This is a genomic window from Microcoleus sp. F10-B2 (genome assembly GCF_036704965.1).
GTDB lineage: Bacteria > Cyanobacteriota > Cyanobacteriia > Cyanobacteriales > Microcoleaceae > Microcoleus.
The window spans coordinates 30,864-54,554 of the sequence record NZ_JAUBTB010000054.1 but is presented as its reverse complement, the minus strand read 5'-3'; the positions used below and the strand labels follow the sequence as shown (position 1 = coordinate 54,554).

Annotated in this window: 20 protein-coding genes and 1 tRNA gene; 9 read left to right on the top strand and 12 right to left on the bottom strand. The window is 46.0% G+C overall.

Annotation, left to right across the window (positions count from 1 at the left end):
* The first annotated feature begins 133 nt into the window (after positions 1-133).
* Positions 134-1,150: a succinate dehydrogenase/fumarate reductase iron-sulfur subunit gene (locus QUA99_RS20765; RefSeq protein WP_333240275.1), complete on the top strand. Its 1,017-nt coding sequence runs from the start codon at positions 134-136 to the stop codon at positions 1,148-1,150.
* 94 nt (positions 1,151-1,244) lie between these two features.
* The gene (locus QUA99_RS20760; protein ID WP_333240273.1) at positions 1,245-1,436 is read left to right on the top strand and encodes a chlorophyll a/b-binding protein; all 192 of its coding nucleotides are present in this window, start codon (positions 1,245-1,247) and stop codon (positions 1,434-1,436) included.
* Between the two features lie 275 nt (positions 1,437-1,711).
* On the opposite strand, the gene QUA99_RS20755 is transcribed toward QUA99_RS20760, so the two are convergent.
* The 6 genes from QUA99_RS20755 to psbX form a co-directional block, all read right to left on the bottom strand.
* Complete coding sequence (locus QUA99_RS20755; RefSeq protein ID WP_333240271.1) at positions 1,712-2,332, bottom strand: pre-peptidase C-terminal domain-containing protein; 621 nt, start codon at positions 2,330-2,332, stop codon at positions 1,712-1,714.
* 186 nt (positions 2,333-2,518) lie between these two features.
* Positions 2,519-3,970, bottom strand: a complete 1,452-nt coding sequence (locus tag QUA99_RS20750; protein WP_333240269.1) for a trypsin-like peptidase domain-containing protein — start codon at positions 3,968-3,970, stop codon at positions 2,519-2,521.
* 108 nt (positions 3,971-4,078) lie between these two features.
* On the bottom strand, positions 4,079-5,272 hold the full coding sequence (locus QUA99_RS20745; RefSeq protein ID WP_333240267.1) for a transposase: 1,194 nt from the start codon (positions 5,270-5,272) through the stop codon (positions 4,079-4,081).
* Positions 5,273-5,428: 156 nt separating this feature from the next.
* Positions 5,429-6,553 carry a redoxin domain-containing protein gene (locus QUA99_RS20740; protein ID WP_333240265.1) on the bottom strand — a complete coding sequence of 375 codons (1,125 nt, stop codon included), beginning with the start codon at positions 6,551-6,553 and terminating at the stop codon, positions 5,429-5,431.
* A gap of 452 nt (positions 6,554-7,005) precedes the next feature.
* Positions 7,006-7,812 carry a Ycf66 family protein gene (locus QUA99_RS20735; RefSeq protein WP_333240263.1) on the bottom strand — a complete coding sequence of 269 codons (807 nt, stop codon included), beginning with the start codon at positions 7,810-7,812 and terminating at the stop codon, positions 7,006-7,008.
* 280 nt (positions 7,813-8,092) lie between these two features.
* The gene (gene psbX / locus QUA99_RS20730; protein WP_333041933.1) at positions 8,093-8,212 is read right to left on the bottom strand and encodes a photosystem II reaction center X protein; all 120 of its coding nucleotides are present in this window, start codon (positions 8,210-8,212) and stop codon (positions 8,093-8,095) included.
* 124 nt (positions 8,213-8,336) lie between these two features.
* On the opposite strand from psbX, the gene QUA99_RS20725 reads away from it, so the two are divergent.
* A complete protein-coding gene (locus QUA99_RS20725; protein WP_006634856.1) occupies positions 8,337-8,621 on the top strand; it encodes a YggT family protein in 285 nt (94 codons plus the stop codon).
* A gap of 81 nt (positions 8,622-8,702) precedes the next feature.
* Here QUA99_RS20725 and accC read toward each other — a convergent pair whose 3' ends face one another.
* Positions 8,703-10,058 (bottom strand): acetyl-CoA carboxylase biotin carboxylase subunit, encoded by a 1,356-nt coding sequence (gene accC, locus QUA99_RS20720; protein ID WP_333240261.1) that lies wholly within the window; start codon positions 10,056-10,058, stop codon positions 8,703-8,705.
* Between the two features lie 228 nt (positions 10,059-10,286).
* Between accC and QUA99_RS20715 the strand changes: the two genes are divergently transcribed.
* The 4 genes from QUA99_RS20715 (at position 10,287) to QUA99_RS20700 (ending at position 11,558) form a co-directional block, all read left to right on the top strand.
* Positions 10,287-10,370, top strand: a tRNA-Leu gene (locus tag QUA99_RS20715).
* A gap of 190 nt (positions 10,371-10,560) precedes the next feature.
* Positions 10,561-10,773 carry a helix-turn-helix transcriptional regulator gene (locus tag QUA99_RS20710; protein ID WP_333240259.1) on the top strand — a complete coding sequence of 71 codons (213 nt, stop codon included), beginning with the start codon at positions 10,561-10,563 and terminating at the stop codon, positions 10,771-10,773.
* Positions 10,774-10,810: 37 nt separating this feature from the next.
* Positions 10,811-11,209, top strand: a complete 399-nt coding sequence (locus QUA99_RS20705) for a DUF433 domain-containing protein (protein ID WP_333240257.1) — start codon at positions 10,811-10,813, stop codon at positions 11,207-11,209.
* Positions 11,202-11,558, top strand: coding sequence for a DUF5615 family PIN-like protein (locus QUA99_RS20700; protein ID WP_333240255.1), 357 nt, complete (start codon positions 11,202-11,204; stop codon positions 11,556-11,558). The genes QUA99_RS20705 and QUA99_RS20700 overlap by 8 nt, the downstream gene beginning before the upstream one ends.
* A gap of 20 nt (positions 11,559-11,578) precedes the next feature.
* Here the strand turns inward: QUA99_RS20700 and QUA99_RS20695 are convergent, their stop codons facing one another.
* The gene (locus QUA99_RS20695) at positions 11,579-13,456 is read right to left on the bottom strand and encodes an ATP-binding protein (protein WP_333240253.1); all 1,878 of its coding nucleotides are present in this window, start codon (positions 13,454-13,456) and stop codon (positions 11,579-11,581) included.
* 136 nt (positions 13,457-13,592) lie between these two features.
* Here QUA99_RS20695 and QUA99_RS20690 point away from each other — a divergent pair, with 136 nt between their 5' ends.
* On the top strand, positions 13,593-14,249 hold the full coding sequence (locus QUA99_RS20690; protein ID WP_333240251.1) for a hypothetical protein: 657 nt from the start codon (positions 13,593-13,595) through the stop codon (positions 14,247-14,249).
* Positions 14,250-14,421: 172 nt separating this feature from the next.
* On the opposite strand, the gene QUA99_RS20685 is transcribed toward QUA99_RS20690, so the two are convergent.
* Positions 14,422-15,522: an AAA family ATPase gene (locus tag QUA99_RS20685; protein ID WP_333240249.1), complete on the bottom strand. Its 1,101-nt coding sequence runs from the start codon at positions 15,520-15,522 to the stop codon at positions 14,422-14,424.
* A gap of 219 nt (positions 15,523-15,741) precedes the next feature.
* Between QUA99_RS20685 and QUA99_RS20680 the strand changes: the two genes are divergently transcribed.
* On the top strand, positions 15,742-16,089 hold the full coding sequence (locus tag QUA99_RS20680) for a hypothetical protein (RefSeq protein WP_333240247.1): 348 nt from the start codon (positions 15,742-15,744) through the stop codon (positions 16,087-16,089).
* Positions 16,090-16,252: 163 nt separating this feature from the next.
* Here the strand turns inward: QUA99_RS20680 and QUA99_RS20675 are convergent, their stop codons facing one another.
* From QUA99_RS20675 to QUA99_RS20665, 3 genes are all read right to left on the bottom strand, one after another.
* The gene (locus QUA99_RS20675) at positions 16,253-17,524 is read right to left on the bottom strand and encodes an FAD-dependent hydroxylase (RefSeq protein ID WP_333240245.1); all 1,272 of its coding nucleotides are present in this window, start codon (positions 17,522-17,524) and stop codon (positions 16,253-16,255) included.
* A 309-nt stretch (positions 17,525-17,833) separates the two neighbouring features.
* The gene (locus QUA99_RS20670) at positions 17,834-21,364 is read right to left on the bottom strand and encodes a PAS domain S-box protein (RefSeq protein ID WP_333240243.1); all 3,531 of its coding nucleotides are present in this window, start codon (positions 21,362-21,364) and stop codon (positions 17,834-17,836) included.
* Positions 21,365-22,262: 898 nt separating this feature from the next.
* Positions 22,263-23,435 carry a serine/threonine-protein kinase gene (locus QUA99_RS20665; RefSeq protein ID WP_333240241.1) on the bottom strand — a complete coding sequence of 391 codons (1,173 nt, stop codon included), beginning with the start codon at positions 23,433-23,435 and terminating at the stop codon, positions 22,263-22,265.
* Positions 23,436-23,691 lie beyond the last annotated feature (256 nt).

Here is a 23,691-nt window from a genome sequence, read left to right as displayed (position 1 = left end):
TGTCTACACAGTCTCTTATGCTTATTTTGTTAACTTTGTCAAGTTCATCTTATACCAAATTAGATGAGCTTACCCTGTTCTAAATAGTCAGAAAATTTAGCTTAAAATAGACATTAAATTCCTTACTCAAAATATGAAAGTCCGCTTTAACGTAGTCCGCCAAAATCAAAACGAGGCTCCCCGGGTTCACACTTACACCCTAGACGTGGAAGAGAGCAATACCATCCTCGACTGCCTCAACAGCATCAAGTGGGAACACGACGGCACTTTAGCTTTTCGCAAAAATTGCCGCAATACAATTTGCGGCAGTTGTTCGATGCGAATTAACGGTCGCTCGGCATTAGCTTGCAAAGAAAATGTGGCCGGCGAACTCGCAAGACTGCAAAAAATAGCCGATTCCAGCTCAGCAGAAAAGCCTGCCGAGGCAATTCCCGAAATCACCGTCGCCCCAATGGGAAATATGCCGGTCATTAAAGATTTGGTTGTGGACATGACGAGTTTTTGGGACAACCTGGAAGCAATTGAACCCTATGTCAGCACAGCCTCGCGAGCAATTCCAGAACGCGAATTTCTGCAAACTCCACAAGAGCGATCGAAACTAGACCAAACCGGCAACTGCATCCTCTGCGGCGCGTGCTATTCTGAGTGCAACGCCCGCGAAGTCAACCCGGAATTTGTCGGCCCCCACGCCCTCGCCAAAGCTTACCGCACGATCGCCGACTCCCGCGACAGCGAAACCGAAAATCGGCTCGAAAAATACAACGAAGGCACCGCAGGTGTCTGGGGATGCACCCGCTGTTACTACTGCAACTCAGTTTGTCCGATGGAAGTTGCGCCGATGGATCAAATTGGTAAGATTAAACAGGAGATTCTCGATCGCAAAGACGACCAAGCCAGTCGATCGATCCGCCACCGCAAAGTCTTAATCGATCTCGTCAAAGAAGGCGGCTGGATAGACGAGCGCAAGTTTGGCATCGAAGTAGTAGGAAACTACTTCCGCGACGTTAAAGGCTTGCTGAGTCTGGGCCCGTTGGGTTTGAGAATGATCGCTCGCGGCAAGTTCCCGCTGTTTTTTGAGCCTTCAGAAGGTACCGAAACTGTGCGAAATCTGATCGAATCGGTTCAAGGTTTAGAAAAGTCAGCAGATTAACTCTCTGCTGTCATTTTCCTGGTAAATTACAAGTTGTGCGATCGCAAAGCTTCCCAAAAATCATCACTCAAAACACGAAACTTAAAACTTTTAAATGACTCCTCAAACTCCTCCATCCCCAAAACCGACAACCCCAAATACCCCAAAACAACCAGAACCAGCCTTTGGGTGGAATGCCTACGCAGAACAAATCAACGGCCGATTTGCCATGCTGGGATTCGTGGGACTTTTGCTGCTAGAATTCTTCACCCGTCAGGATTTTTTTACCTGGCTGGGCCTGCCTTAAATTAATCAAAACTAATTAAAAATGAAAGCTGAAAAATTATCGATATTTCAGCTTCCATTTGATTTTTAAGACTTATTTAAAATACAGTTTATCAAATTAGAGGTAGAAGATTATAACTTTTATAGTTGCACGCAAACACATGAATAGAGTGCATGGGTATCGCAAACAACTTGTTGTAGAAGCAATCCGGTCGATCGCAGTTACTTGTAGTGCGATCGACCTAGTATTATAGGGACACGGCATTGCCGTATCCTGACTCCGAAGTTTCGTTCCAACTAATTTCCAGTTGTTTCGCGGACGGTCAAACTGTACTTGCCCCTACCTTTTGGAGGCGGATCGTAAGCATTGACAATGACGCGGTACCGACCGTTCGCAGACAAAGTAACAGTCAGCTCAGAATTGGAATTTTGCTGCGTGGTATCATCATTTTCTGCAAGTAGCTCGCCCTGGGAGTTGAAAATAGCGAGATAAGTATCAAATTCGGTACTTTCTACGGTAACAACCACTTTCTGACCCTGAGTGCCTTCAAAGGTATACTCATCGTACAAACTGCTGTCCGAGGGCAGTACAGAAGACTTAGCAGGGGTGAGTTCTCCGTTTTGCTCTAAAATGACTTTAGATGAACCCGGATCGGGACTCGGCGAAGTTTCTACAGTTGGACTCTGAGTTGGCGAACTCTGTGGTGATGGCGACGGATTGGGGGTTGCTTGAGCTAAAACAGCCTTGCCAGCAAGCCTCGCATCAGCTAAATTTTGAGGAAATTCTGCTGAAATAAGGGTGGAACTGCTGTTAGCAACTCCACTTGAATTTGAAACAGGCAGGGAGAGATTCGGCTTGCCAGAAAAAGTAGCTAGTAGAGCAATTGGCGCGATCGCCCAAAATCTAACTTGACGCATGAATTACCTCGATTTGCAACGAAGAAGAAAGTTAGGCAACGGATGTTGTAACGAATTTAACGGATGGAAGAAGGAAGTTCGGCAACGAATTATCTAACGGATTGAACGGATGCAGGAAGGAAGCAGGAAGCAGAATAATTCGACCAATTACCAATTCCCGATTACCCATTACCTTTTTCCCCATTTTCAACGGACTGTTAGAGTGTAACGACCCCGGCCCGAAGCGTCGTAAGCATTTACAATTACGCGGTAGCGACCCGTAGCGGGCAAAGTAACGGTCAGAAACGCATTTTTAGTCGAATCGCTCGCATCGTCATTTTCTGCCACTAATCGGCTGTTAGGACCAAAGATAGCCACATAGGGATCGAAATCTGTGCTTTCGAGGGAAATCGCTACAGACTGACCCGATCGACCTTCAAAAGTATACTCGCGATACAGACTGTTGTCAGACGGCAATACTGGGCCGCCTGCGACTAAAGCACCTTCTTCTTGCAAAATCGCCCGCGAAGGCGCGGTAGGAGCACTCGATTTCAGTTCTAACGTATAAGCCCCGGACTGCCTAGCTTGGTAGGAATTTGCCACTAACGTGTAAGTCCCGTCTGCTGGCAGCCTGACTGTAATTCTGGCGTCTTTACTGCCTGCCCCGTCATCGTCTTGCGCGATTTCGCGCTGGTTGGGCCCGAGCAAAATTAAATAAGGGTCAATTTCTTGACTTTTCATTTCTATTGTGATTTGCTGGCCCGCTTTTCCCTCAAAGGAGTAGAGATCGAAAAAGCTGTTGTCGGTGGGCAGAACGCTAGACTTCTCGGTGAGGAGGCCGCTGACGGCGGGCCCGTTTAACGCAACTTTTTGAGGTGATTTGTTGCCACCAAAGGGCGATCGGGCTTGAGCCACGCGGGGAGCTCGCCCTTCTCGCACCGCTGTCAGGAAAGCCGGTAATTTGTCTGCGGAAATTGCAAAACCGATACCGATATTGCCTCCACCCCGACCGCGAGTAAAAATAGAAGTATTGACGCCGATTAATTCTCCTGAACTGTTGAGCAGCGGGCCTCCTGAATTGCCGGGATTGATGGCGGCGTCGGTTTGAATTAAGCCCCGAGAAAGGTCGATGCGGCTGACGATTCCGACTGTAAAAGTACCTTGAAATTGACCGAATGGATTGCCGATCGCAAATGCTTGTTGCCCGACTTTCACCGAACCGGGACGGGCTAAAGGAATGGTAGGTAAATTATTTTGACCGCGAATCTTAACCACGGCTAAGTCTAGACCTTCTTCGCCGAATCCGACGACATCGGCGACCAGTTTTCTGCCGTCTGACAAAATGATATTGACGGTACCGCCTGCCGAAACAACGTGGGCGTTGGTTAACACCATGCCGTCGGGGCTGATAATTGTGCCGCTGCCGTTAGATTTATCTGTATCGACGGTAACAACCGCCGGACTGGCCTTTTCGTAGACTCGAATATTGGTTTGTTCTTCGACATTTTGGGCGATCGCACCCTGGGAACGCACCGAGTTAAATTCCGTTGAATCTGTTGATTGCCGCCCAGGGGGTGCCGTCACAACCGCAGCAGCGCTGGCTGTTACCCCAACCGTTAAAATTCCCGATACTGCTAAACTTAGAAGTTTGAAATTCATGGCGATCGATTAGTATTTAGCGATCGGTAGCTAGGAATTAGGTTTTGTGGCTAACCGCTAACTACCTTCTTTGACACTCCCCGGCGTGAACGCGCGGGGATTCTTGGTTCAGCCAGTCAACTTGCCCGTTGATGTCACCACCAACGAGTAGAGGTCGGTCTGTCCCCAAGCGTTAATTCCGGTGTGCCCCACCGTATTTAAATTACTTCCTGCCTGCCTCAATCCCTTTGCTAGAATATTCAGAGCTGCATTGTGGTCGCGGTCTAACACCGCACCGCACAGGCAAATATGAGTTCTGACTGAGAGCGATTTCTGAACACGATTTCCGCAACTTGAACAATCTTGAGAAGTGTACACAGGGGCAACAGCAACTACTGTTTTACCGTACACTTTGCCAAAATATTGCAACCATTGAGCAAACTGTGACCATGCTGCATCGCTAATTGATTTAGCAAGTTTATGGTTTTTCACCATGTTTTTTACTTGAAGGTTTTCGTAGGCTACGAAATCGCTAGATTTCACCACGCACAACGCCGTCTTAATGGCAAAGTCTTTACGCTGCCTGCTGACTTTCAGGTGTTTTCTTCCTAATTTATTTATCGCTTTCTTGCGATTGCTGGAGCCTTTCTTTTTTCTAGAAACTCTTTTCTGCGAGCGCTTCAAAGCTTTTTCACTTTTACGAATATGCCGAGGATTGGGAACTGTTTCTCCGGTACTATCGGTATAGAAATGATTCAATCCTACATCTATGCCAATCGCTTTCCCTGTAGGAACTATTTCTTCTGCCCGCGCTACGTTGACACAGAACTGAGCGTAGTAACCGTCGGCTCGACGAATTACTCTGACTCTTTTAATTTCACTGGGTGCGTAGAAATGCAAATCCCGACTACCAAGCAATCTAAAGGTTCCAGCAGCAAAGCCGTCCGTAAAGGTTAGGCATCTTTTGTCGGTCGAAAGCGTCCATCCTGAAGTCTTGTATTCTACGGAACAGGTGTGCTTTTTGAATTGTGGATATCCTTTTTTCCCTGGCTTTTTAGCTTTGCAATTAGAGAAGAAACGTTGAATAGCAAAAATGGCCCGTTCAGCCGAAGCTTGACGCGCCATTGAGTTAAGTTTACCCGCCCATTCAAACTCTTTCGCCATGATGGCGCATTGCTTGTAGAGGTCTGATAGTTTAACTCCTTGATTGTCGATCCAATGTCTGAGAGCTTTGTTTCGGACAAACTGAGCTGTGCGGATCATTTCGTCTACGAGCCGGTATTGCTGTGGCTTACCTTTTAACTTGAACTCTAGTGCAATCATGGAGTTATTTTATCATGCTTACGGGCAATTGTGGCTATAAATCGACTATTTCAAGAATCTTTACACTCACAATTAAATCCGTCAAGCGAAGGACGGGGCTTTAGACCCAATCTTTTGGTAATTATTTTAGGAATTGCACCGCAGTAGTGACCTTCCTCACGCAGGTTCTCCTATTCGGGAATCTGAGTCAGCAGCAAGATACTTAAAATTAGCTTGTCGTACCGCAGCATCCTCATTGCCGTAGAAAAATGACAGCAGGGCAAAACGCTGGCCGCTAATCACGGGAGTCGCTTCGTGCAGCAAAGAACACGAAAAAATAATCGCCGTGCCAGAATCGCCTTTATAACCGTGCGGCGCGTACTCTGGAAACCGTAAAAATCCCCCCTTGTACTCTCCCACATTCAAGTTTAGCGTCATCGCAAACCGGCGGTGCAGCGTAGCTTTGCTAGTGTTGTCGCGGTGTGGCTGAAAATAACCGCCAGTCTCGGCATCATAACAACCTATCAAATACCGTTCAAACCTGGTAATTGTAAATTGGAAAGCTTTTTCTATTTCCGGTCGCACCCGGCGGAAAATAATCGCACTCAATTGTTGCTGGAAATCCTCATCTTTAATAAAGAAATCTCGGCGCTTCTTGAAAGTGTCGTCGTGAATGCCAACTGTTTTCCCGTCTATTTGCCTCATAAAGCCCGACGGACTGCCACCGTCAGCTTTGTACATATCGATCAAAATACGGCAAAATTGTTTGTCCAAAACGTTAGGAATTACTAACACCGGTGCGTGGCGAGTAGCGGCTCGGGCTTCCTCAATTGGGGGCAAACTTTTGAGAAAATCTAATACTTGCTGGGCGTGTTGCTGCGGTTCGCCCATCGGCAATATATTAACTATCTGAAGGTTTTCGTTGAGAACAAAAGTTTGTGGTGCATAGTGAACTCCGGCAACTCCATTTTCTTCGACATCTCGGGAAACACCGTACTGCTGGCTGAGTTTTTTGTCCAAGTCCCAGAAAAAGATAAATGACGGAGCAATTGTTGTCGGTCTGTTTTGTTCTTTGTCTGCTGGGTCAACGCTCACTCCGAACCTCGGTACTTGCAAGCTTTGGAATTCTTCTGAAAGCTCTTGAAAGCTTTTGAGAATAACTTGGATTTGTTCAAAAGCTGCGCTGGCCAAGAAAAACAGCACGACTCGCCGGCCGCCAACAGTTGGGAAATGAAATAAGGGGTTATTTGTAGAAGGAATGGAAAACCAGGGAGCCGGATCTCCTATTTCGAGTAATGGCATCTTGCTGATTGGATATTTGGGATTTTATATTTAGATTATTATGCTGTCGATTAGTTCCACAGGTTCTGTCTGTAAAAAAATATATACAAAAATTCGTTTTTATCTGTGTATCTCTGCGTTTATCTGCGGTTTCACACTCGTAATTTACCGTCTTTTTAATCCCACATTCCGCACCCTGAACTGTCACACTACGAATTTTCGGAGTTTGGCTAAATCGAACTGGCGAGCGCAAGTCCAATTTCCCACTTGTGTGTATAAAAAATGATTAGTTGGGTTCACAAAATTCCGCCAAAACCGATTGTGACAGTGGAGGGTGCGGAAAGTGGGTTTAATAACTCTAATATCTGAGAATAAGTAGATGGGTCTCCATAAATGCCACTTAGAGTTCAGAAGTTTCCCAAACCAGCTATGCGGGATAAATGTTTAGTTTCACCCATCTACTGAGTGTTTGCCTATTTGTCGAAACTGGGGGAATTATCCGGTTGGTCTTCCGGGTATTCTACGGGTCGATACTCCACGTAATCTGACGGGGGTGCTTCCACGTCGCGGTTGCTGGGGCGAGACCTCGATGATTCCGTAGGACGGGGTTTTTTGGTTCTCGGCGGCGTATCAGAACTGCGGTTTTCCGAAGCTGGGGGGCGACTGCTGCGGCTGCGGGCCGGTCTTTCTTCGGGGTTATCTGAAACGTCCCAGTTGTCAGACCCTTGGGCGGGCGGGGCTTCTGGGCGAGAAGGACGTTTGCGCGCGCGCTCTGGCGAGTCGGGCTTGGAGGTGTTAACGCTGCCGTTGCGATTTGAGGGGCGGCGACGGGGTTCGTCGTCGTAGGCTTCCCGAGAGGAACGGTAGTCTTGGCTGCCTCTGATGCGGGGACGCGGGGGATAGTCTTCCTCTGGTTCTAGCTGGTCGATGTCGGAATCGTAGCTGTCGTAACCGTAGGCGTTGCTGACCGGTCGGTCTTCATCTACGTATTGAGCGCGACTTTTGGCTTGAGCGGTGGTCGCTCCTCGCAGTTTAATGCTTTCTGCTGCAAAAAATATTGCCGAACCGGTGAGCAGAAATTGACCGAATGCCAGAATTGGGTCAAGCCGCCATCCTTGAAATAACAGAATACCGCCGCACAGCAGGCCGACTGCTGCAAAAAAAATATCGTGGTCTCGGGCTAGTTTGGGACGCCACGATCGCAGAAAATACAGTCCGGCCCCTGCTACTGCTAGGATAATCCCTAACAGGCTGCTCCAGTTCAATCCTAAATTGACCATTAGCCTATCTCCTATGTCTTTCCTATGTTAGCGAGTTAGATTTTACATCTATCATTAAGTCTGTCAGCCCGACTGTGCTTTCTGGGGCAGCGTCCGGTCAGGGTTTCAGCTTGGGAAGTGAGTATAATAATGAGTTTAACGGGAAAAAACCTCAGCTTGGCAGTCAACTGAAGGTTTTGCCTTGACAGTTGCTGGTAGCCGAGGTTTCTCCGATCGGGAAAAGGCCCGACGTGCAGGCGAAAATAGACTTTCACGCCGGATTTAGAAACCCGCTGACTTTTTAGGTGCGCTTGATTTTGTCTTTTTGGCTGATGAAGATCAGGGCGATCGTTGCTGGAATCACTACTACTGTCACGCCCACCAGCAGGCTGTACAAAAAGTTCGCGAGAGAAGGAGTCATAGATTCAAAGCCTTTGTTACAACAATTTGATTTTTATTAATTTTATACTTTCGATCGCACCTGTGAAACGGTTAAAATTATGAATAGCAGACTTAACAAAACTTAAAATTTCGAGATAAGACCCATGACTGGTATTACCGTTGCAAGTTGGATTCTGGGCTCTGTCCTAGTCGTGATGACCTTGCTGTTTATTTTTCGGATCGTCCTGACTTGGTATCCCGAGGTGAACCTGAGCAAGTTGCCGTTGAGTCTGATTGCTTGGCCGACGGAACCTTTTTTAGCCGTAACTAGAAAGATTGTACCCCCGATCGGCGGGGTGGACATTACGCCGATTATTTGGGTCGGTATCTGTAGCTTGCTACGAGAAATGATTCTCGGTCAGCAAGGGCTGCTGACAATGATGATGTAAGAGTCAGCGGGCATGGGGCATGGGGCATGGGTTAGTTGCCAACTGACAACTGCCAACTGCCAACTGCCAACTGCCAACTGACTAATGACTGTTTTGGTTCAAGAACTGTTCGACGAAATTCGTGTAAACTTCGCCGTTGAGAAACTCGGGGGAATCGAGAATTTTTTGGTGAAAGCCCAGGGTGGTAGGAACGCCGGTGATGGCGCACTCCCGCAAAGCCCGTTTCATCCTGCGGATGGCTGTCGGTCGATCGCGCCCCCAGACTATCAATTTACCGATTAAAGAATCGTAGTAAGCAGGTATTTCGTAATCGGTGTAAACGTGAGAGTCCATCCGCACGCCGGGACCGCCGGGGGGCAAAAAGCCGGTGATTCTGCCGGGATGGGGCCGGAAGTTGCGATCGGGATCTTCAGCATTGATGCGGCACTCAATGGCGTGGCCGTTGAGAATTACTTGGTTTTGCTTGATTTGCAGTTTTTCGCCTTGGGCGATCCGAATTTGTTCGGCGATCAAGTCGAGGCCTGTAATCATCTCGGTGACGGGATGTTCGACTTGAATCCGGGTGTTCATTTCCATGAAGTAGAACTTGCCGGATTTGTCAAGCAAAAATTCGACAGTGCCGGCACCGGTGTAGTTGATAGATTTGGCGGCGGCGACGGCGGCGTGACCCATTTGATCTCGGAGTTTCTGGCTGAGGGCTGGGCTGGGGGCTTCTTCGAGGAGTTTCTGATGTCGGCGCTGAATCGAACAATCTCTCTCGCCGAGGTGGATGACGTTACCGTAGTTGTCGGCGAGGATTTGGATTTCGATGTGCCGGGGTTTTTCGATGAATTTTTCGAGGTAAAGTCCGGGATTGCCGAAGGCTGCATCGGCTTCGCCTTGGGCTGCGGAGAATAGTTTGGGGAGTTCGGAGGCTTCTCTAACTAGCCTCATCCCGCGGCCACCACCGCCGGCGGTGGCTTTGATCATCACAGGATAGCCGATGTCGCGGGCGATCGACAAAGCTTCGTGTTCGTCCGCCAGCAATCCGTCGCTACCGGGAACTGTGGGGACTTTCACCCGCTGCATAGTTTCTTTGGCGGTGGATTTGTCGCCCATCGCCCGCATCGCCGCAGGAGAAGGGCCGATGAAAGTAATTTGATGGTCGGCGCAGATTTCCGCAAATCGGGCATTTTCCGAGAGGAAGCCGTAGCCCGGGTGAATGGCTGCGGCGTTGCGCGTCAGGGCGGCCGCGATGATGTTGGGGATGTTTAAATAGCTTTTGCTGCTGGTGGGGGGGCCGATGCAAACGGCTTCGTCTGCCAACTGGACGTGCAAGGCGTGTTTATCTACGGTGGAGTGAACGGCGACCGTGGCAATCCCCATTTCCTCGCAGGTCCGCAATATGCGGAGAGCTATTTCTCCCCGATTAGCGATTAAAATTTTCGAGAACCCCATCTTCGCTGCTTAATTCACTCAATATTCTGTACAATAATGCCTTTCGGTATGTTCTGGATAATCGTTTTCCAGAAATTGTTCACAAAAATTTATTTTACATTTGGCTGGTAGTGGTGCTATGATTGTAAATCGGCGGTGCAAAAGGGCAAGTCACAAGTTAAATGTCAGGAACCTCAACCTGTGAAGCTTTAACTCGTAACGCAAAAATCCCGGAGATTGCCAGAAAGAGCGGATGTGGCGGAATTGGTATACGCGCACGCTTGAGGTGCGTGTGGCATTATGTCCTTGCGAGTTCGAGTCTCGCCATCCGCATAGAATATGTAAAACAACTGTTGACGGTTTTGGCTGTCGGCAGTTGTTTTGTATTGAGTGGTTTTTCTAGAAAGTCGATCGAGTTTTAGATGGGATTCTCGAAAACTCGATCGAACTAAGCATTCTTTAGGTGTCGATCGACAATTGTGTTTGAATTAAAAACATAGATACTTATCGTTTGTCAAGTAGAATGGGGTTAGTTAGGTTCCGAATCCGAGAGTTGGCTGACGAAAAAGGATGGACGTTAAAGGATGTTGCCGATCGATCCGATGTTCCGTACAGCACAGTCAGGCACTATGCTCGTTCGGAAGGACTAGCAACGGTTGATATCACATCCATTCAAAAGATAGCTCGCACCCTCGACGTTTTGATTGAGGAGTTGATGGAAGTTGTTAAAGAATGAACCGATGAAATTATATTAGCAAACGGAAGTTAGATCGATGACATCCTACGCCTTAAACTTACCCGTTCAGTTACAGCAAGAAGCTGAAAAATTGGCAACACTCCAAGGCATTTCGTTCGATCAGTTTATTCTCTGGGCTGTTGCCGAAAAAGTCGCTACCCTCAACCAGCGGAATGACGATCCGGCTTTTCCTGAAATCACCTATGTGCGCGGCGCTAGCGGCGAACTCGTTCCCGTTTTGCGCGGTACTCGGTTGCGGGTGCAAACAGTAGTCATCGCAGCGCAGAAATGGGGTTTTTCTCCAAACCAAATTGCCACTGAGTATGACTTAAGTGAAGATCGAGTGAATGATGTTCTCGCTTTTTATGCGGCTCACCATCAAGAAATAGACGCATCTATTGCCGCTGAGCAAATTATCGAAGCTGCTAATGTCTAAACCGCTATTGCATCTAGATGCCGATACCTCTATTAAAGCTTTGCAAGCCGCCCTTTTATCTCGCAGTCACGATGTGACTCGGACACCGACTGAGTGGATGTCTTTAGATGCTAGCGATGAGGCTCAATTGCTAGAAGCAACAGCGCGAGGGCGGTGTATTTTTACGTTTAATATCCGGGATTTTCAGGTTTTAGCTCAGCGTTATCCCGAACATGGTGGCATCATTTTGGCTGCTCAAAACAGTTGGACATTATCTAGTCTAATTGCTTCGCTCGCTCGCCTGCTTTCAGAAACACAATCTGCTGACTGGAAAGGGCAAGTCCGCTGGCTTAATCAGTGGCGAACCTAATCATAACTTACGCAAGCACACTATATACATTTATCCACCCAATGGCGAAATAGTTCGACAATAATGCGCCACTTGCCATCCCTTGCCGAAACTACATCGTGACGTATCAAAGAGTTAAGTGCTGGCTGTAAATTTGTCTCGTTCATGCCAGTAATTTCAGCTAGCGTGTTGATATCGAGTCCTTCTCGGTGAGGTGCGATCGCTCTTAATACCTCTTGTTGTCCGGGAGTACCCCGCGTCGCCTGACCCCAAACGCCATCGAAGTAGTAGCGTCCCCGCTGAAAGAATTCAGGGTCATTAATGACAGCCCTCACATCTTCTACTGTAAAGACCGGATCGCGAGAAGTTCCCCTCTCAAAAACTTGCTCATTGTAGCGGCGAACTAGCTGAAATCCCACTAGCTGAACTAAATAAGGCTGTCCAGTAGTCAACATAGAGATTGCAGATAAGGCTTCTGGTGCGTAGTCAAGAAGGAAATCTTCATGGGGATTAGCAAGAATCTGGCGGGTAGCTGCCCTTTCCATAAAGCTAACCTTGATATTAATAAAGCTAGCGAAGAAAGGGTGGGAGTAATCCCCAGTCATCTCCTCTAAAGTATGCAAACCAGCCAGGGCAAAAGCTATTTTAGGACTCATTTGTACCATCCCACGCAGAACCTCCATAAAGTCACTGTCAATCTTTCCTTTCTCAATCAGTTTTTCAATCTTCTCAAACTCATCTAAAGCAATAATCAAACCCGTTTCACTCAGATTTGCCTCTACTTGTTTCAAATAGCGCTCAAAAGTACGGTAGGGAAGATTCAGCAACTCCGCATCGGCAGGAGGTGAAATGTTGACAGCATCAGAAATTTCATCGCTAATTGCCATCAGCACCTCTCCAACTCCTTGAGGACTATCTCCCACTAGCAATAGATTGACATAGGCTACTTTTACCTGTGAACCCAGAGATTTAGCAGCGTTAAGCAGAATAGAAGTTTTCCCCATGCGTCGATGACCGTAAATAACCACAGACTGAAGTCGCTGAGTCAATATCCACAATTCTTTGAGCTGTTTGAGTATATCCTCTCGTCCAACAAACAGGTTCCCCTCAACAGGGTCGCCAACCACGTAGGGATTACGCACTCGCTCAGTAATAGAAACGTTGCCAACCTCACTAGCTACATTTAGTATCGCTTGCGACCACTTAAAAGCAATTTTTCTAACTATTTCTCGCTCTGGTTGAGGCACATCATCAGGTTGCTCCCGCAGGTTTTTAAGTTCCCCTAAAGCACGGCTGAGAGCGAAGGCTCTGGCCGAACGAGATGAACTCTTCTGAATAATTTTAATATCTTCTACAATCCTATAAAAACTAGCAATTGCTTTACCAGTAGCCGGACGCCTCCAGTATTCTACAGTAAAAATGTATGTTTTAATTGCAGAAATATCATTTAAATTATTAGCATTTAGTAACTCCGATAAAGTTAGAGTTATCAACCACATTTCCTTTACATAAGGTAGAGACCGCAGCACCTCATCAAATGCTTTTCCTGCATCGTACAGGGACTCCTCGTGCAAACACAAGAAACCACGGGCAACAGCGCGAGCATGAGGCTCAAATTGAATAAAATTTGTATAGATAGAACCTGAAATCAAACGCACCAACTCCCATTTGTAAGGATGATCAGTTAAATGTGCTATACGATCGACCACTTGCTCTGGTTCTTCAGCAAGAACTTGGTTTAAAGCTTGAATTACAGGAATGAACTGGAGAGTATAAGTATAAATTTCATAAGCATTATGTATTCCTGTTTCCCAATCTAGTCGCAGCCATTCTTTTAATTGCTCGGTGATATAGGGATTAGGCAGGACAGTTACACGAGGAAACAGCAAGTCTAGATGATTTCTATAGGACTTACGCATTTCAAAAACATAATCAGATGGCAATTCTTGAGACAGAGGAAGATGGGGAGATGAAGAAATCTGAAAATCAGAATATCCAGAATATCGGGAACCAAACTCATCACTGAAAATCCTTGGGCTGCTGTTTTCTTTAACTTTGGGAGTAACTCCTATTTTAAATAATTTTTGGGTTAGAGGTAATGTAAAAAACCAGTTATCTGGGCGCAGCAATCCTATACATGAACCTATCACACAAGTAACAAAAAAAACTACCCTAATTAACAGGCTTTTTATAACTGTAAAAAAATCTGTTTTGTCTAAATCTAGTGGTAGAGAAATACAAAGTGTGAATGACATAAATAACACGCCACCAATAACGAATATAATAGCTAATTCGTCCACACCTAAAATGGCTAGTGTCGAAATACCTCCTACGCCCAACCATATACCTGCTAAGATACTTAAAATTAAGATAACTCCCAGGTTAGTAGATTCTTCTTTGATAGCACTCACAGTAAAATTTGATAAATTAAAACTTAAACAAAAAATAATAATTATAGTTAGATATTTGGCTGTTTCTGACTTGAACTTTGATAAAAATTTATCTTTTTCAATTAATGTCACAGCCAAGGCCATCCCACACCCCCAAATAGTAAAGAAAAACCCTACTGATATATGTACCGCATCTACTGAAAAATTAATCAATTTAAGAATTACACTCCAATTTAAGAGTGTAATGAATATGACTACCATTACTTGTAAAAGTAACCCAGTTATTATGGAATTAGGCAATAATCCTGAATCTTTTTTATAATTCTTGTGGCGCTCTGAAATAGATATTCTATTGTAGATATACCACCGCAACGCTTGGGGAAAGAAAAACACCCAGTATAATAACCGCAAGTAATCGATGGGCTTTGATAATGAAAGAGGTCGCTTTAATTGAGGAGCTAAGTCTAAACGGGGAATGTCGGTATTGCGATCGCTCATTTTACATCCTCCATATATCGCGCATAATTTTGATAGCACAACTGCATCAGTCGTCGTGGATGACCGCCACTTTCTTGTACTAGCTGGCTGATTTCCTCTTCAGTAAAACGCACCAAAGTCCTAGCAAGACGAGCTTTAATAAAGGCACCGGCAATTGCTTCATCCCAAGGCTTGATGTTCTCTTCTTGGCAAATACCCGCCAGGGGAGACGTGTTCCCTTCATCCTGACTGTCATTAAAGAGTTTATCGAGGGGTTGGGTAGCAGCTAAAATCAGTTGTAAAGCTGCATTTTGCCCCTCAGCTAAACCCCGCAAGTGATCTCTCACTTGACGGGTAAAACCTTCCCAAGTCATCTTTCCGACATTATCTATAGCCAGCAGCACTCTATGCTTTTTCAACGCACGAGTGAGCATATATCCCTCGCTTTTAGGGATGCCAACTTCTTCGCACAAAGCTGTGTAGAAGTCATCTTCATCTCGGACTCCATTTAGGTCTAAGTAAATTGGCTTGCGTGCCGATAATAGGAGATTTTCAGCCTGTTGACAAATAGCCGATAGCAGAGAAGACTTCCCGATGCCTTCCTCTCCTATTAAAGCTACACTATTATTGCTATTAAGAACCTCGAATACTCGCCTAATTTCCCGCTCTCTGCCAAAAAACAGTTGCGGGTCGTCAACTTTACCAGTCTGAGGAATAAAAGGGTTACAAGAAATAGCAGGGGTGCAATCGTCTTTAGTAAATGCACTCCTTTGACTTGACCGCCAGCTTGAATACTGCGATTTCAGGCAATTTAGAACAGCAGCATCTTTATCTCGACCTTTCTGGCTGTGACAACCCAAAAAACTTTCCTGGTTTTCTTTTAGACAGAAACGCTTGTTGTATATCGTCCACATTTGCCGCCGAACATTCTCAGGGTCGATCGGGATGTCAGAATTTTCTTCTGCGATTCCTCCATCTGCAACCTCTGTATTGCTCTTGACCGTGTTTTCATCGGGAAACTTAGCCAAAAGAATAGCTGTCTCTGTCCGACTCAAGTCATAAACAGTAACTATCTTTACTCTTAAAAAGCTTTGCCATAAGTTCACAGTCTTAGTCACCCCAACTTCTCTCATAACTTGGCGTCTCTCTTGCTGAGTTTACCATAACTAGCGCGTAAATAGGATATTTTTCCGGTTTCTCAAAAAATAGGAAAAAATTTTCCGGTTATTTTTATGATACCGGAAAATTTTTTCTGGGACTTTTTTGAAAGTAGCTTATAAGCTGTTATTTAGTGGTAAGCCTTCCACCGCAAACTTTGAAAAAGCCAGGAGATAAATATGACACAACTAATTGAGTACATCCAGACAGCTAAAGAATTTGCTGATGCTTATGGCATAGGACATCTAGATCGCCTGCTGGCATTAGCTGAAACTGTCCCCGATTCTCCCAAAACTCAATCATCGACTTTTACAGTTATGTCTAATACAATTTTCGAGGAAGTGGAAATGGCTGGATTTCATCTTAACCCTTGGCTAAAGACTTTGATTCTAAGTAACAATGTTGAAGTAGTTCGAGATGCGATCGCTGTAGTTGAGGAAAATCGCCGCCGGGGAATAGTGCGGAACGGCGAAGGGCTGTTAGTACAAGCTATCCGCAACCAATGGAAACCCCATATTTCAGCTTAAATCGTTGAATATTACTCTCAATTACTGCTCAAGGGAAGAAGCAAGCTTGAAACTTGGGGGCGATCGCTATAAAGATTTGTGCGAAACAACAACGGCTATTGATTTTGAACCGCAGATGTCGGCGGATGTACGCTGATGGACGCAGATGAAAATCCGGTTTCTTCTAATTTTTGGCTAATTCCGGCGGCCGCCCCATCAAGCCTGTCATCAGCCGCAAGGCTAAAAACCTCACTGGGGGAATTGTCCGCAAACACCACAATCCAAAGCGGCGAAATGCTACAATTGGCAGCCAAGTATTGGAAAATAATCTGTCTAGAAAATCGGTAAATCCTAACACGATTAAATTCTCTTTTTTGCGCCAGTTGTGATACCGTTTCAATACTTGCAAGTCGCCGATGTCTTCGCCTTTTTGGTGCGCTTGCTGCAAGATTTGGGCGATCGCCCCTGCGTCTCGAATGCCCATATTTAATCCCTGGCCGCCGACGGGATGGCAGCAGTGGGCTGCGTCGCCAATTAGTGCTAATCTGGGCAAAACGTAGCGATCGCTCTGCATTAACTGCACCGGAAACAAAAAGCGATCGCTCTCCAATTCCAAACGCCCTAAAAGCCCGCCCGTGCGCTGTTCCAACAAAGTCAAAAACTCTTTTTCGTCCAATTCCTGCAAAGCTTTCGCTTCCGCGTGGGGTGCTGTCCAAACTACTTGACAGCGGTTCCCCGGTAATGGTAAGACGCCCATCGGGCCGCTCGGCCAAAAGCGCTCAAAAGCGATATCATTGTGCGGTTTTTCTGCTTTAATGGTGATAGCAACGCAGGATTGCCAGTATTTCCAGCCGCGAGTGCTGATGTTGGCTTCGGTGCGGATGCGCGATCGAGAACCGTCGGCGGCGACTAATAATTTGCTGCGAATTGTCCGAGTTTCACCGTGTTGTTTGACTTCTATTTCGGCGCAATTAGTTAAATATTTTACTTGCAAGACTTCCGCCGGACAAACCCAACTAAAATTCGGGTTTTTTGCCAAACATTCGTGCAAAGCTGACAGCATGACTCGGTGTTCGCCAACGTAACCTAAAGCTGTTTTTGGTACGGGCAATTTGCCAGTATTTCCCAAATCGGGGCGGTGGAATTCGACGACACCGGGATAGTCGCCGTCGCAGAGGCTAATTTGCTCGAAGGTGGTGATTTGCGGCAAGATTTGTTGCCACACGCCTATGCCTTCTAAAATCATTCCTGATAGTAAGGTAATTGCATAAGCTTGTTTTTTGGCTGCTGCGACTGCGGGGAGTTGGGTTTCAATTATGGCGATTTTTAAGCCGGAATCTTTTAAGGCGCTGGCTAAGGTTGCCCCAACTATGCCGCCTCCGACGATGGCTATGTCAAAGTCGAGTGTCTGTGTTTCGGTGGAGGCTGTTGTGGGAGAAAGTTCGTTTACAGGCATTTTCAAGGGAGGTTGTCAAAGTTAATTGGAATGTTACTTTTTTATTGTAAAGAATTATTTCGATTTATGGCGATCGAGAAAGGGAGAGTATCGGCATTAGTGAAAATCAAGGTTTTCAGACTGCGAGATCCAAATGCAAGTCCTGGATGCACTCGCTACCTCAGAAACCGGGTTTCTTGCTATATTTCTCGTCACTAAACGCAAAACTCGTAGAAACCGGGTTTCTTGCTATATTTCTCGTCACTAAACGCAAAACTCGTAGAAACCGGGTTTCTAGCCCCCACGATGGGTCAGCCTTGAAATTAATGACTAATGACTCATGACTAATGACTCATGACTGCTGACCATTTCCTTTGTGTTTTCCGCAGCCAGCGCTGATACGTTCTGGGAAATGGGAATTTCTATGACAAACTCTGCACCTTCCCCTGGCGCGGAAATACACTGCAATTTGCCTCGGTGTTTTTCAACTATAATCTGATAGCTAATTGACAGTCCCAAGCCTGTGCCTTTGCCGACTGGTTTAGTAGTAAAAAATGGGTCGAATAACTTGTGAATAACTTCTGGATTGATTCCCCCCCCGTTGTCGGCAATCCGAATTGTTACTGTGTCTGAATTCGCACTCGTGCTAATCCGAATTATCTGGGGTCGAAAAGAGATTTCGATTTCGTTTGAATAATGATTGTTGTACTCTTCGAGGGCGTCGAGCGCATTTCCTAAAATATTCATAAATACTTGATTGAGCTGACCTACATAGCACTCGACTTTTGGAAAATTGCCGTATTCTTTGATAATCTCAATCGCGGGACGAAGTACATTAGCTTTGATCCGGTGCTGCAAAATTAGCAAAGTGCTTTCGATTCCTTCGTGAATATCTACTCGCTTCATCTGCGATTCGTCGAGTCTGGAAAAGTTGCGTAAGGATACAACTAAGTCGCGGATGCGATCGGCTCCAACTTTCATTGATTCCAAAATCTTCGTAAAGTCTTCCATTAAGTAATCAACTTCAATATCTTCGGCTGCTTCTACAATTTCTGGGACGGGATTTGGGTATTTTTCCTGGTAAAGGTGGAGCAAACCGAGCAAATCTGTGGCGTATTGGGTGGCGTGGGTAATGTTGCCGTAGATGAAGTTAATCGGATTGTTAATTTCGTGGGCGACGCCGGCGACTAGCTGCCCGAGAGAAGAGATTTTTTCGGTTTGGATTAGTTGAGTTTGAGCTTGGTGCAACTCGCGGACAGCTTTTTCGAGCTCGGCTGCTTGCGATCGATACTGTCCCTCGGACTGCTTGAGTGCTTCCAAAACTTGGACTCGATCGCTAATATCGGTGTGAGTTCCCACCCACTCGCGCACGCTGCCGTCGGCTGCCAAAAGTGGGACGCCCCGCACCCAGAAGTGTCTGTAGCTGCCGTCTGCGGCCCGCAAGCGGTGCTCGACTTCGTAGAGACTTTGTGTTTCTATGGCGCGCTTCCAAGCTTGTAGGGTGCGATCGCGGTCTTCTGGGTGCACTGCTTCTATCCAGTTGTCCTTCTCTTCCAAGCTCGTGCCCGTATAAGCTATCCAATCAGGCTGAGGCCTGTCGAAGATTCCGCTAGCGTTTGTCGTCCAAACCATCTGTGCGGTGGCCATTGCCAGGGATCGGTATCTTTCCTCGCTCAGACGCACAAATTCTTCGGCTTGCCGGCTGGCTGTCACGTCGCGCAAAATTGCTGTGAATATGATTTCGCCTGCAACTTCGAGTTTGGAAATAGAAGCTTCGGCGGGAAATTGCGTGCCGTCTCGGCGGCGGGCGAAAATTTCTTTGCGGTTGCCCATTTTTCGGGCTTGTTTAACGCCGCCGCCGAAATTGCTGACGAGGTGGCTGTGAGGGGCGGCAAAAGTTTCGGGCAACAGCAGACTCAGGGATTGCCCGATCGCCTCTGCAGCCGTCCACCCGAAAATCCGTTCTGCACCTTGGTTGAACAGGATAATTTTTTGCTCGGCATCGACGGAAATAATCGCGTCGTCGGCAATTTCTACAATGCCGGCGAAACGAGCTTGAGACAGTTGCAGGGCTTTTTCAGCGTGTTTGCGATCGCTGATGTCGCGGGCGATGGTCGAAATGTATGGGAGTTTGCCGCCCGGTGCGGAGTGAGAGATGATGACTTGGCTGACGGGAATTTCGAGTCCCGATGCTGACACGAAGGCGGTTTCTCCGCTCCAAAAGCCTCCGGAAACAGCGGTGGCGATCGCTTGCTTCAAAGTGCTGCGGGCTGACGCTGCCGTGAATTGTGGAACTTGTCGGTTGGATATATCTTCGTTTTCGTCTATACCCACCATTTTTCTGCCTGCTTTGTTGATGTAAATGGCGCGTCCTTCGAGGTCGCAGATACCTACAAAATCCGGCGTTGCTTCCAGAATTGCTGCCAGACTGCTGTTGGCGATTTCAGCTTGTTTGCGCTCAGTAATATCCCGAGCGATGCTAACTATACCGCTGATATTTCCTTGCCCGTCCCGGTAAGCACTTTTTGTAGAAAGAAATATCCTCAAATTTCCTTTGACTGGCAGCTCTTCTTCGATAACTTGCGTTGTTCCCGTTGTCATAATTGGGCGATCGGTTTTTCTAATTTTGCCTGCAATTTCCGGGTGAAATAACTCGCTGTCATCTCTGCCGATAATGTCGTCTACAGACTTGCCAATTATACTTGCTCCCGCAGCATTGAGCATCAGGTAACGGCCCTGAATATCTTTGACAAATAGGGCTGCTGGCGTACTATTGATGACGGCAAGCAAGAGGTTGTAATTTTTTTGAAGTTCCTGCTTAGTTGTTTTAGTGTCGAAAATTTGCTCCTGCAATTGCTCGTTGGCGAGTTGCAGTTGGAGAGTCCGTTTCTCAACTTTAGTTTCTAAGTCGGATTTAGCTTTCCTCAGTTCCAGTTCCGCTCGATAGCGCTTCCGGTCTGCGGTGCAGAGAGTTTTGGCATTCTGCCAAATCAGAACTGTAAAAATCATCACGTTCAATACGCTCAACAGCGATATTCCTACCTCCGGGGTGTATGCTTGTAACCGCTCTCCCGATAGGATGAAATAACCGACTGAAGGCGGGATAATGATTGCCCGTGGCAACAAGCGCCTCGCCATGATGCCGCCAGCGCGATCGCTCGCAATTACTGCTATCAATCCTCGCTCTGGATTAGTAAATAAAATGCCCAAGCTCAGCAACATAAATGCTGCGGACGTGTGCACAGCCATGCCTGTATTATCACCAATCCTGTAAAATAAAGCTTTGCCGTAGAGGTAGCCTATCAAACCCATAAATGCAATTAAAAATGCACAACAGCTTAAGATTTGAATCCGCAGGTATTTAGGGCGACGTTCTGACAGCAGCAGCAGGGATATTCCCAGCAATAAAAAAGCAGCAGCAGTATTCGGTGCCATCCGTCCTGGTGTTCCGGGGCTGGTCAAGGTGTAACTTTCTTTAAATAGCAGTTGGTCGATGCCTAAGTCTAAATTAAAGCTATATTGAACTAGGGTTAAGAAGGTAATTAATATAATAAAAAATGAGCAGGTAAAAATTAAAAGTTTAGTAATTTTTTGATATTTTATTGCTGTTGATTCTGCGCGCCGGATCTGTTGGATGAACAGAGAAAACCCACCCAAAATAAAGCAGACCGCAGTATTGGCTTTCATGGTCACGAGTCCGGGCAGAATGCTTTTTAAGAGTTGCACATCGAATATCCAACCCAAAATGACTGTACAGCCGATCGCGATTACTGCAACACTAGCTTTTCTGGAAAAAGACTGGACTGCCGCAATGGCAGTTGAGGACCTTTGCACTTGTTTTGCTTGTTCAAAAAGTTCCAATTTCTAGATCCCTCAAATTATTTAGGTTCCTACGTATCCAAGGTAACAATAAACACTGTAGGTATATTGTTGCCCGCTATACAAAGCTGCTTAAGATTTTCTTAAAACTGTCAAGCATAAAATATGAATTATTTTATCTAACTTTAGAGATATAGTCAACTGAAGGTTTAAGGCTCTTATGTAGAAACCATTCGGCAGAATTCAACAATTTTTATTGATGGTAAATTAAAAAAAATTCTTTGTTCCTTGTTCGTTGTCCCTTCGATCTCGGAAATTGGCGCCCGATTCATCGGCAAGACCGAGTGTTTTTACTCAGTACATGGAGGGATAATTGTAGCGGATGAATCACTCTGCAACAAAATCGCTCGCATTGTACACCGGCTGATGCGGCTGTGGGAAATGCGATCGGCAAAAAAGTTACGCTAAACTCTTGTTTAAAAAACTTGACAATATGCACTCAATCGCTTATATTTTTTAGCTTAAAAATTTTTGCTACAATCCTCAATCTTATACCAATTATTAATCAGAACCCCGTAAGGACACGGCATTGCCGTGTCCCTAAAGATGCTCGCGTACAATGGTGTTGGGTTTCGTTCTTCAACTAAGGAATGAGAATTAAATAACTTACAATTTATTGTTCTTGTGGGATGGGCCGGAGAGCCCGTCCTTTCTGGACGGGCGGGACGCCCATCCCACAAATATGTGTAAATTATTTAATTCGCGATCATAATAGACCTCTTGCAAAAATAGCTGGGACGGGCTCTCCGGCCCGTCCCACAAAAAGTTTTTTCTCTTGTGGGATGGGCCGGAGAGCCCGTCCGAAAATTTGATCGAAAGGACTTTTGCAAGAAGTCTAATGACAACAGTCAACAGTCAACTGACAACAGTCAACTGACTGCTAACTGCTAACTCCTAAGTTTTGAAGTGCTTCCAAAGCTTCGGTTGCTGACGGGTAACGCTGGGGGAAAGCGTACAGCACCATCTGGTCTAAAACGCGAGCCAACTCCGGAGTGACAGTTGCATTTTTCTGCCAGATGAGATTCCCTAAATTATCAACTCTGAGTTGTTTCGGGCGCATTCCTGTCAAGGCTTGAATCCCGATGATCCCGACAGCATAGATGTCGCTGCACAATTTCGGGGAACCGATGGCTTGTTCGGGGGGAATATAATCTTGCTGAGTACCGCCGCGCGATTTCGTTTGACCGGTGCTGTTTTGTGAAGTGTTGATTTCTTTAACTGCCCCAAAGTCAATTAATACAATCTTGCCATCTGATGCCCGCCTGATTAAGTTTTGAGGGTGAACGTCGCGGTGAATTACATCTTGTTTGTGAACAAAAACAAGCACTTCCAAGATATCTTTCAACAAAGCGATAACCTGATGTTCTTCCCAGGGTTTACCTTCGATTAGTTCTTGATACAAGGGTTGCCCTTCGATGAATTGATTGACTAAATAAAAATATCCATCTTCTTCAAAGCGAGCTAACAATTCTGGTATCCGATCGTGTTGGCCCAATCGATATAAAACCCGCGTTTCTCGCTCGAATAACTGGCTGGTTCTTTCTGACTGGCTTTTCAGGCGCTTGACAAGGCAAAAAGGTCGATCGGGCAAGTTTTCATCTTCAGCGAGATAGGTGTCGCTGTACTCCGTGCTCACTAAATGTTCTCTAATTCGGTAACGCATCCGCAGCAGCTTTTGCAATATCGGATCGACAGAATTAGCTGGTTGTGTGCCTTTTTGTACAGATCTCATGATGCAGTCCCAAAGATTTGCTCCGACTACTCTTTCTTCTTGTCCAATAATTTCTGCTTGCTTCAGTACCTTGGTGAGGTCTTTCCACAAGTTGTAGCCGACATAACGCCCCAGATAGCCCACTGTGTACCCGCGGGCGATCGGATCGTTTTGCTGAATTTCTTGGTACGTCAAACCTTCTACAACGCCTCGAATTATCGACTGTTGCAACCGACTCAGGTGTTTTTCCGTTTGTTCGTATACCAGATTGTCCAAAATAATTATTGCTTCTTCTACCGTCATAGTTTCATGCTTTAAGCTAATTGTACTCAAGCTGACCATTTTTTTGCTCCTAATTCCAATTTTTATAGTTGCGATATTGGGGCCGACGCTTAAGCGCAACTACAAACTGATTTTTATTGCCTGTGGTGCAATTACTGTTATATAGGATTTAGCTGAATATTGCTAACTTGTCTAACTATCGCAATATATTTTTACAAATATGACTTTTATGACTTTAAGTTATGAACTTTATGAATTGACTTAGGAAAGAGTTTATTTAATTATGTCTGTGCACGAGTTTATAGGTGCGATGGAA

What these genes read in the sequence shown, in the direction of transcription:
- QUA99_RS20700 (WP_333240255.1), top strand. Translation starts at nt 11,202, where the DNA reads ATGTCTAAACCGCTATTGCATCTAGATGCCGATACCTCTATTAAAGCT.
- QUA99_RS20695 (WP_333240253.1), bottom strand. Translation starts at nt 13,456, where the DNA reads ATGCGTAAGTCCTATAGAAATCATCTAGACTTGCTGTTTCCTCGTGTA.
- QUA99_RS20760 (WP_333240273.1), top strand. Translation starts at nt 1,245, where the DNA reads ATGACTCCTCAAACTCCTCCATCCCCAAAACCGACAACCCCAAATACC.
- QUA99_RS20740 (WP_333240265.1), bottom strand. Translation starts at nt 6,553, where the DNA reads ATGCCATTACTCGAAATAGGAGATCCGGCTCCCTGGTTTTCCATTCCT.
- QUA99_RS20765 (WP_333240275.1), top strand. Translation starts at nt 134, where the DNA reads ATGAAAGTCCGCTTTAACGTAGTCCGCCAAAATCAAAACGAGGCTCCC.
- QUA99_RS20675 (WP_333240245.1), bottom strand. Translation starts at nt 17,524, where the DNA reads ATGCCTGTAAACGAACTTTCTCCCACAACAGCCTCCACCGAAACACAG.
- accC (WP_333240261.1), bottom strand. Translation starts at nt 10,058, where the DNA reads ATGGGGTTCTCGAAAATTTTAATCGCTAATCGGGGAGAAATAGCTCTC.
- QUA99_RS20725 (WP_006634856.1), top strand. Translation starts at nt 8,337, where the DNA reads ATGACTGGTATTACCGTTGCAAGTTGGATTCTGGGCTCTGTCCTAGTC.
- QUA99_RS20665 (WP_333240241.1), bottom strand. Translation starts at nt 23,435, where the DNA reads ATGGTCAGCTTGAGTACAATTAGCTTAAAGCATGAAACTATGACGGTA.
- QUA99_RS20710 (WP_333240259.1), top strand. Translation starts at nt 10,561, where the DNA reads ATGGGGTTAGTTAGGTTCCGAATCCGAGAGTTGGCTGACGAAAAAGGA.
- QUA99_RS20755 (WP_333240271.1), bottom strand. Translation starts at nt 2,332, where the DNA reads ATGCGTCAAGTTAGATTTTGGGCGATCGCGCCAATTGCTCTACTAGCT.
- QUA99_RS20745 (WP_333240267.1), bottom strand. Translation starts at nt 5,272, where the DNA reads ATGATTGCACTAGAGTTCAAGTTAAAAGGTAAGCCACAGCAATACCGG.
- QUA99_RS20705 (WP_333240257.1), top strand. Translation starts at nt 10,811, where the DNA reads ATGACATCCTACGCCTTAAACTTACCCGTTCAGTTACAGCAAGAAGCT.
- QUA99_RS20680 (WP_333240247.1), top strand. Translation starts at nt 15,742, where the DNA reads ATGACACAACTAATTGAGTACATCCAGACAGCTAAAGAATTTGCTGAT.
- QUA99_RS20735 (WP_333240263.1), bottom strand. Translation starts at nt 7,812, where the DNA reads ATGGTCAATTTAGGATTGAACTGGAGCAGCCTGTTAGGGATTATCCTA.
- QUA99_RS20750 (WP_333240269.1), bottom strand. Translation starts at nt 3,970, where the DNA reads ATGAATTTCAAACTTCTAAGTTTAGCAGTATCGGGAATTTTAACGGTT.
- psbX (WP_333041933.1), bottom strand. Translation starts at nt 8,212, where the DNA reads ATGACTCCTTCTCTCGCGAACTTTTTGTACAGCCTGCTGGTGGGCGTG.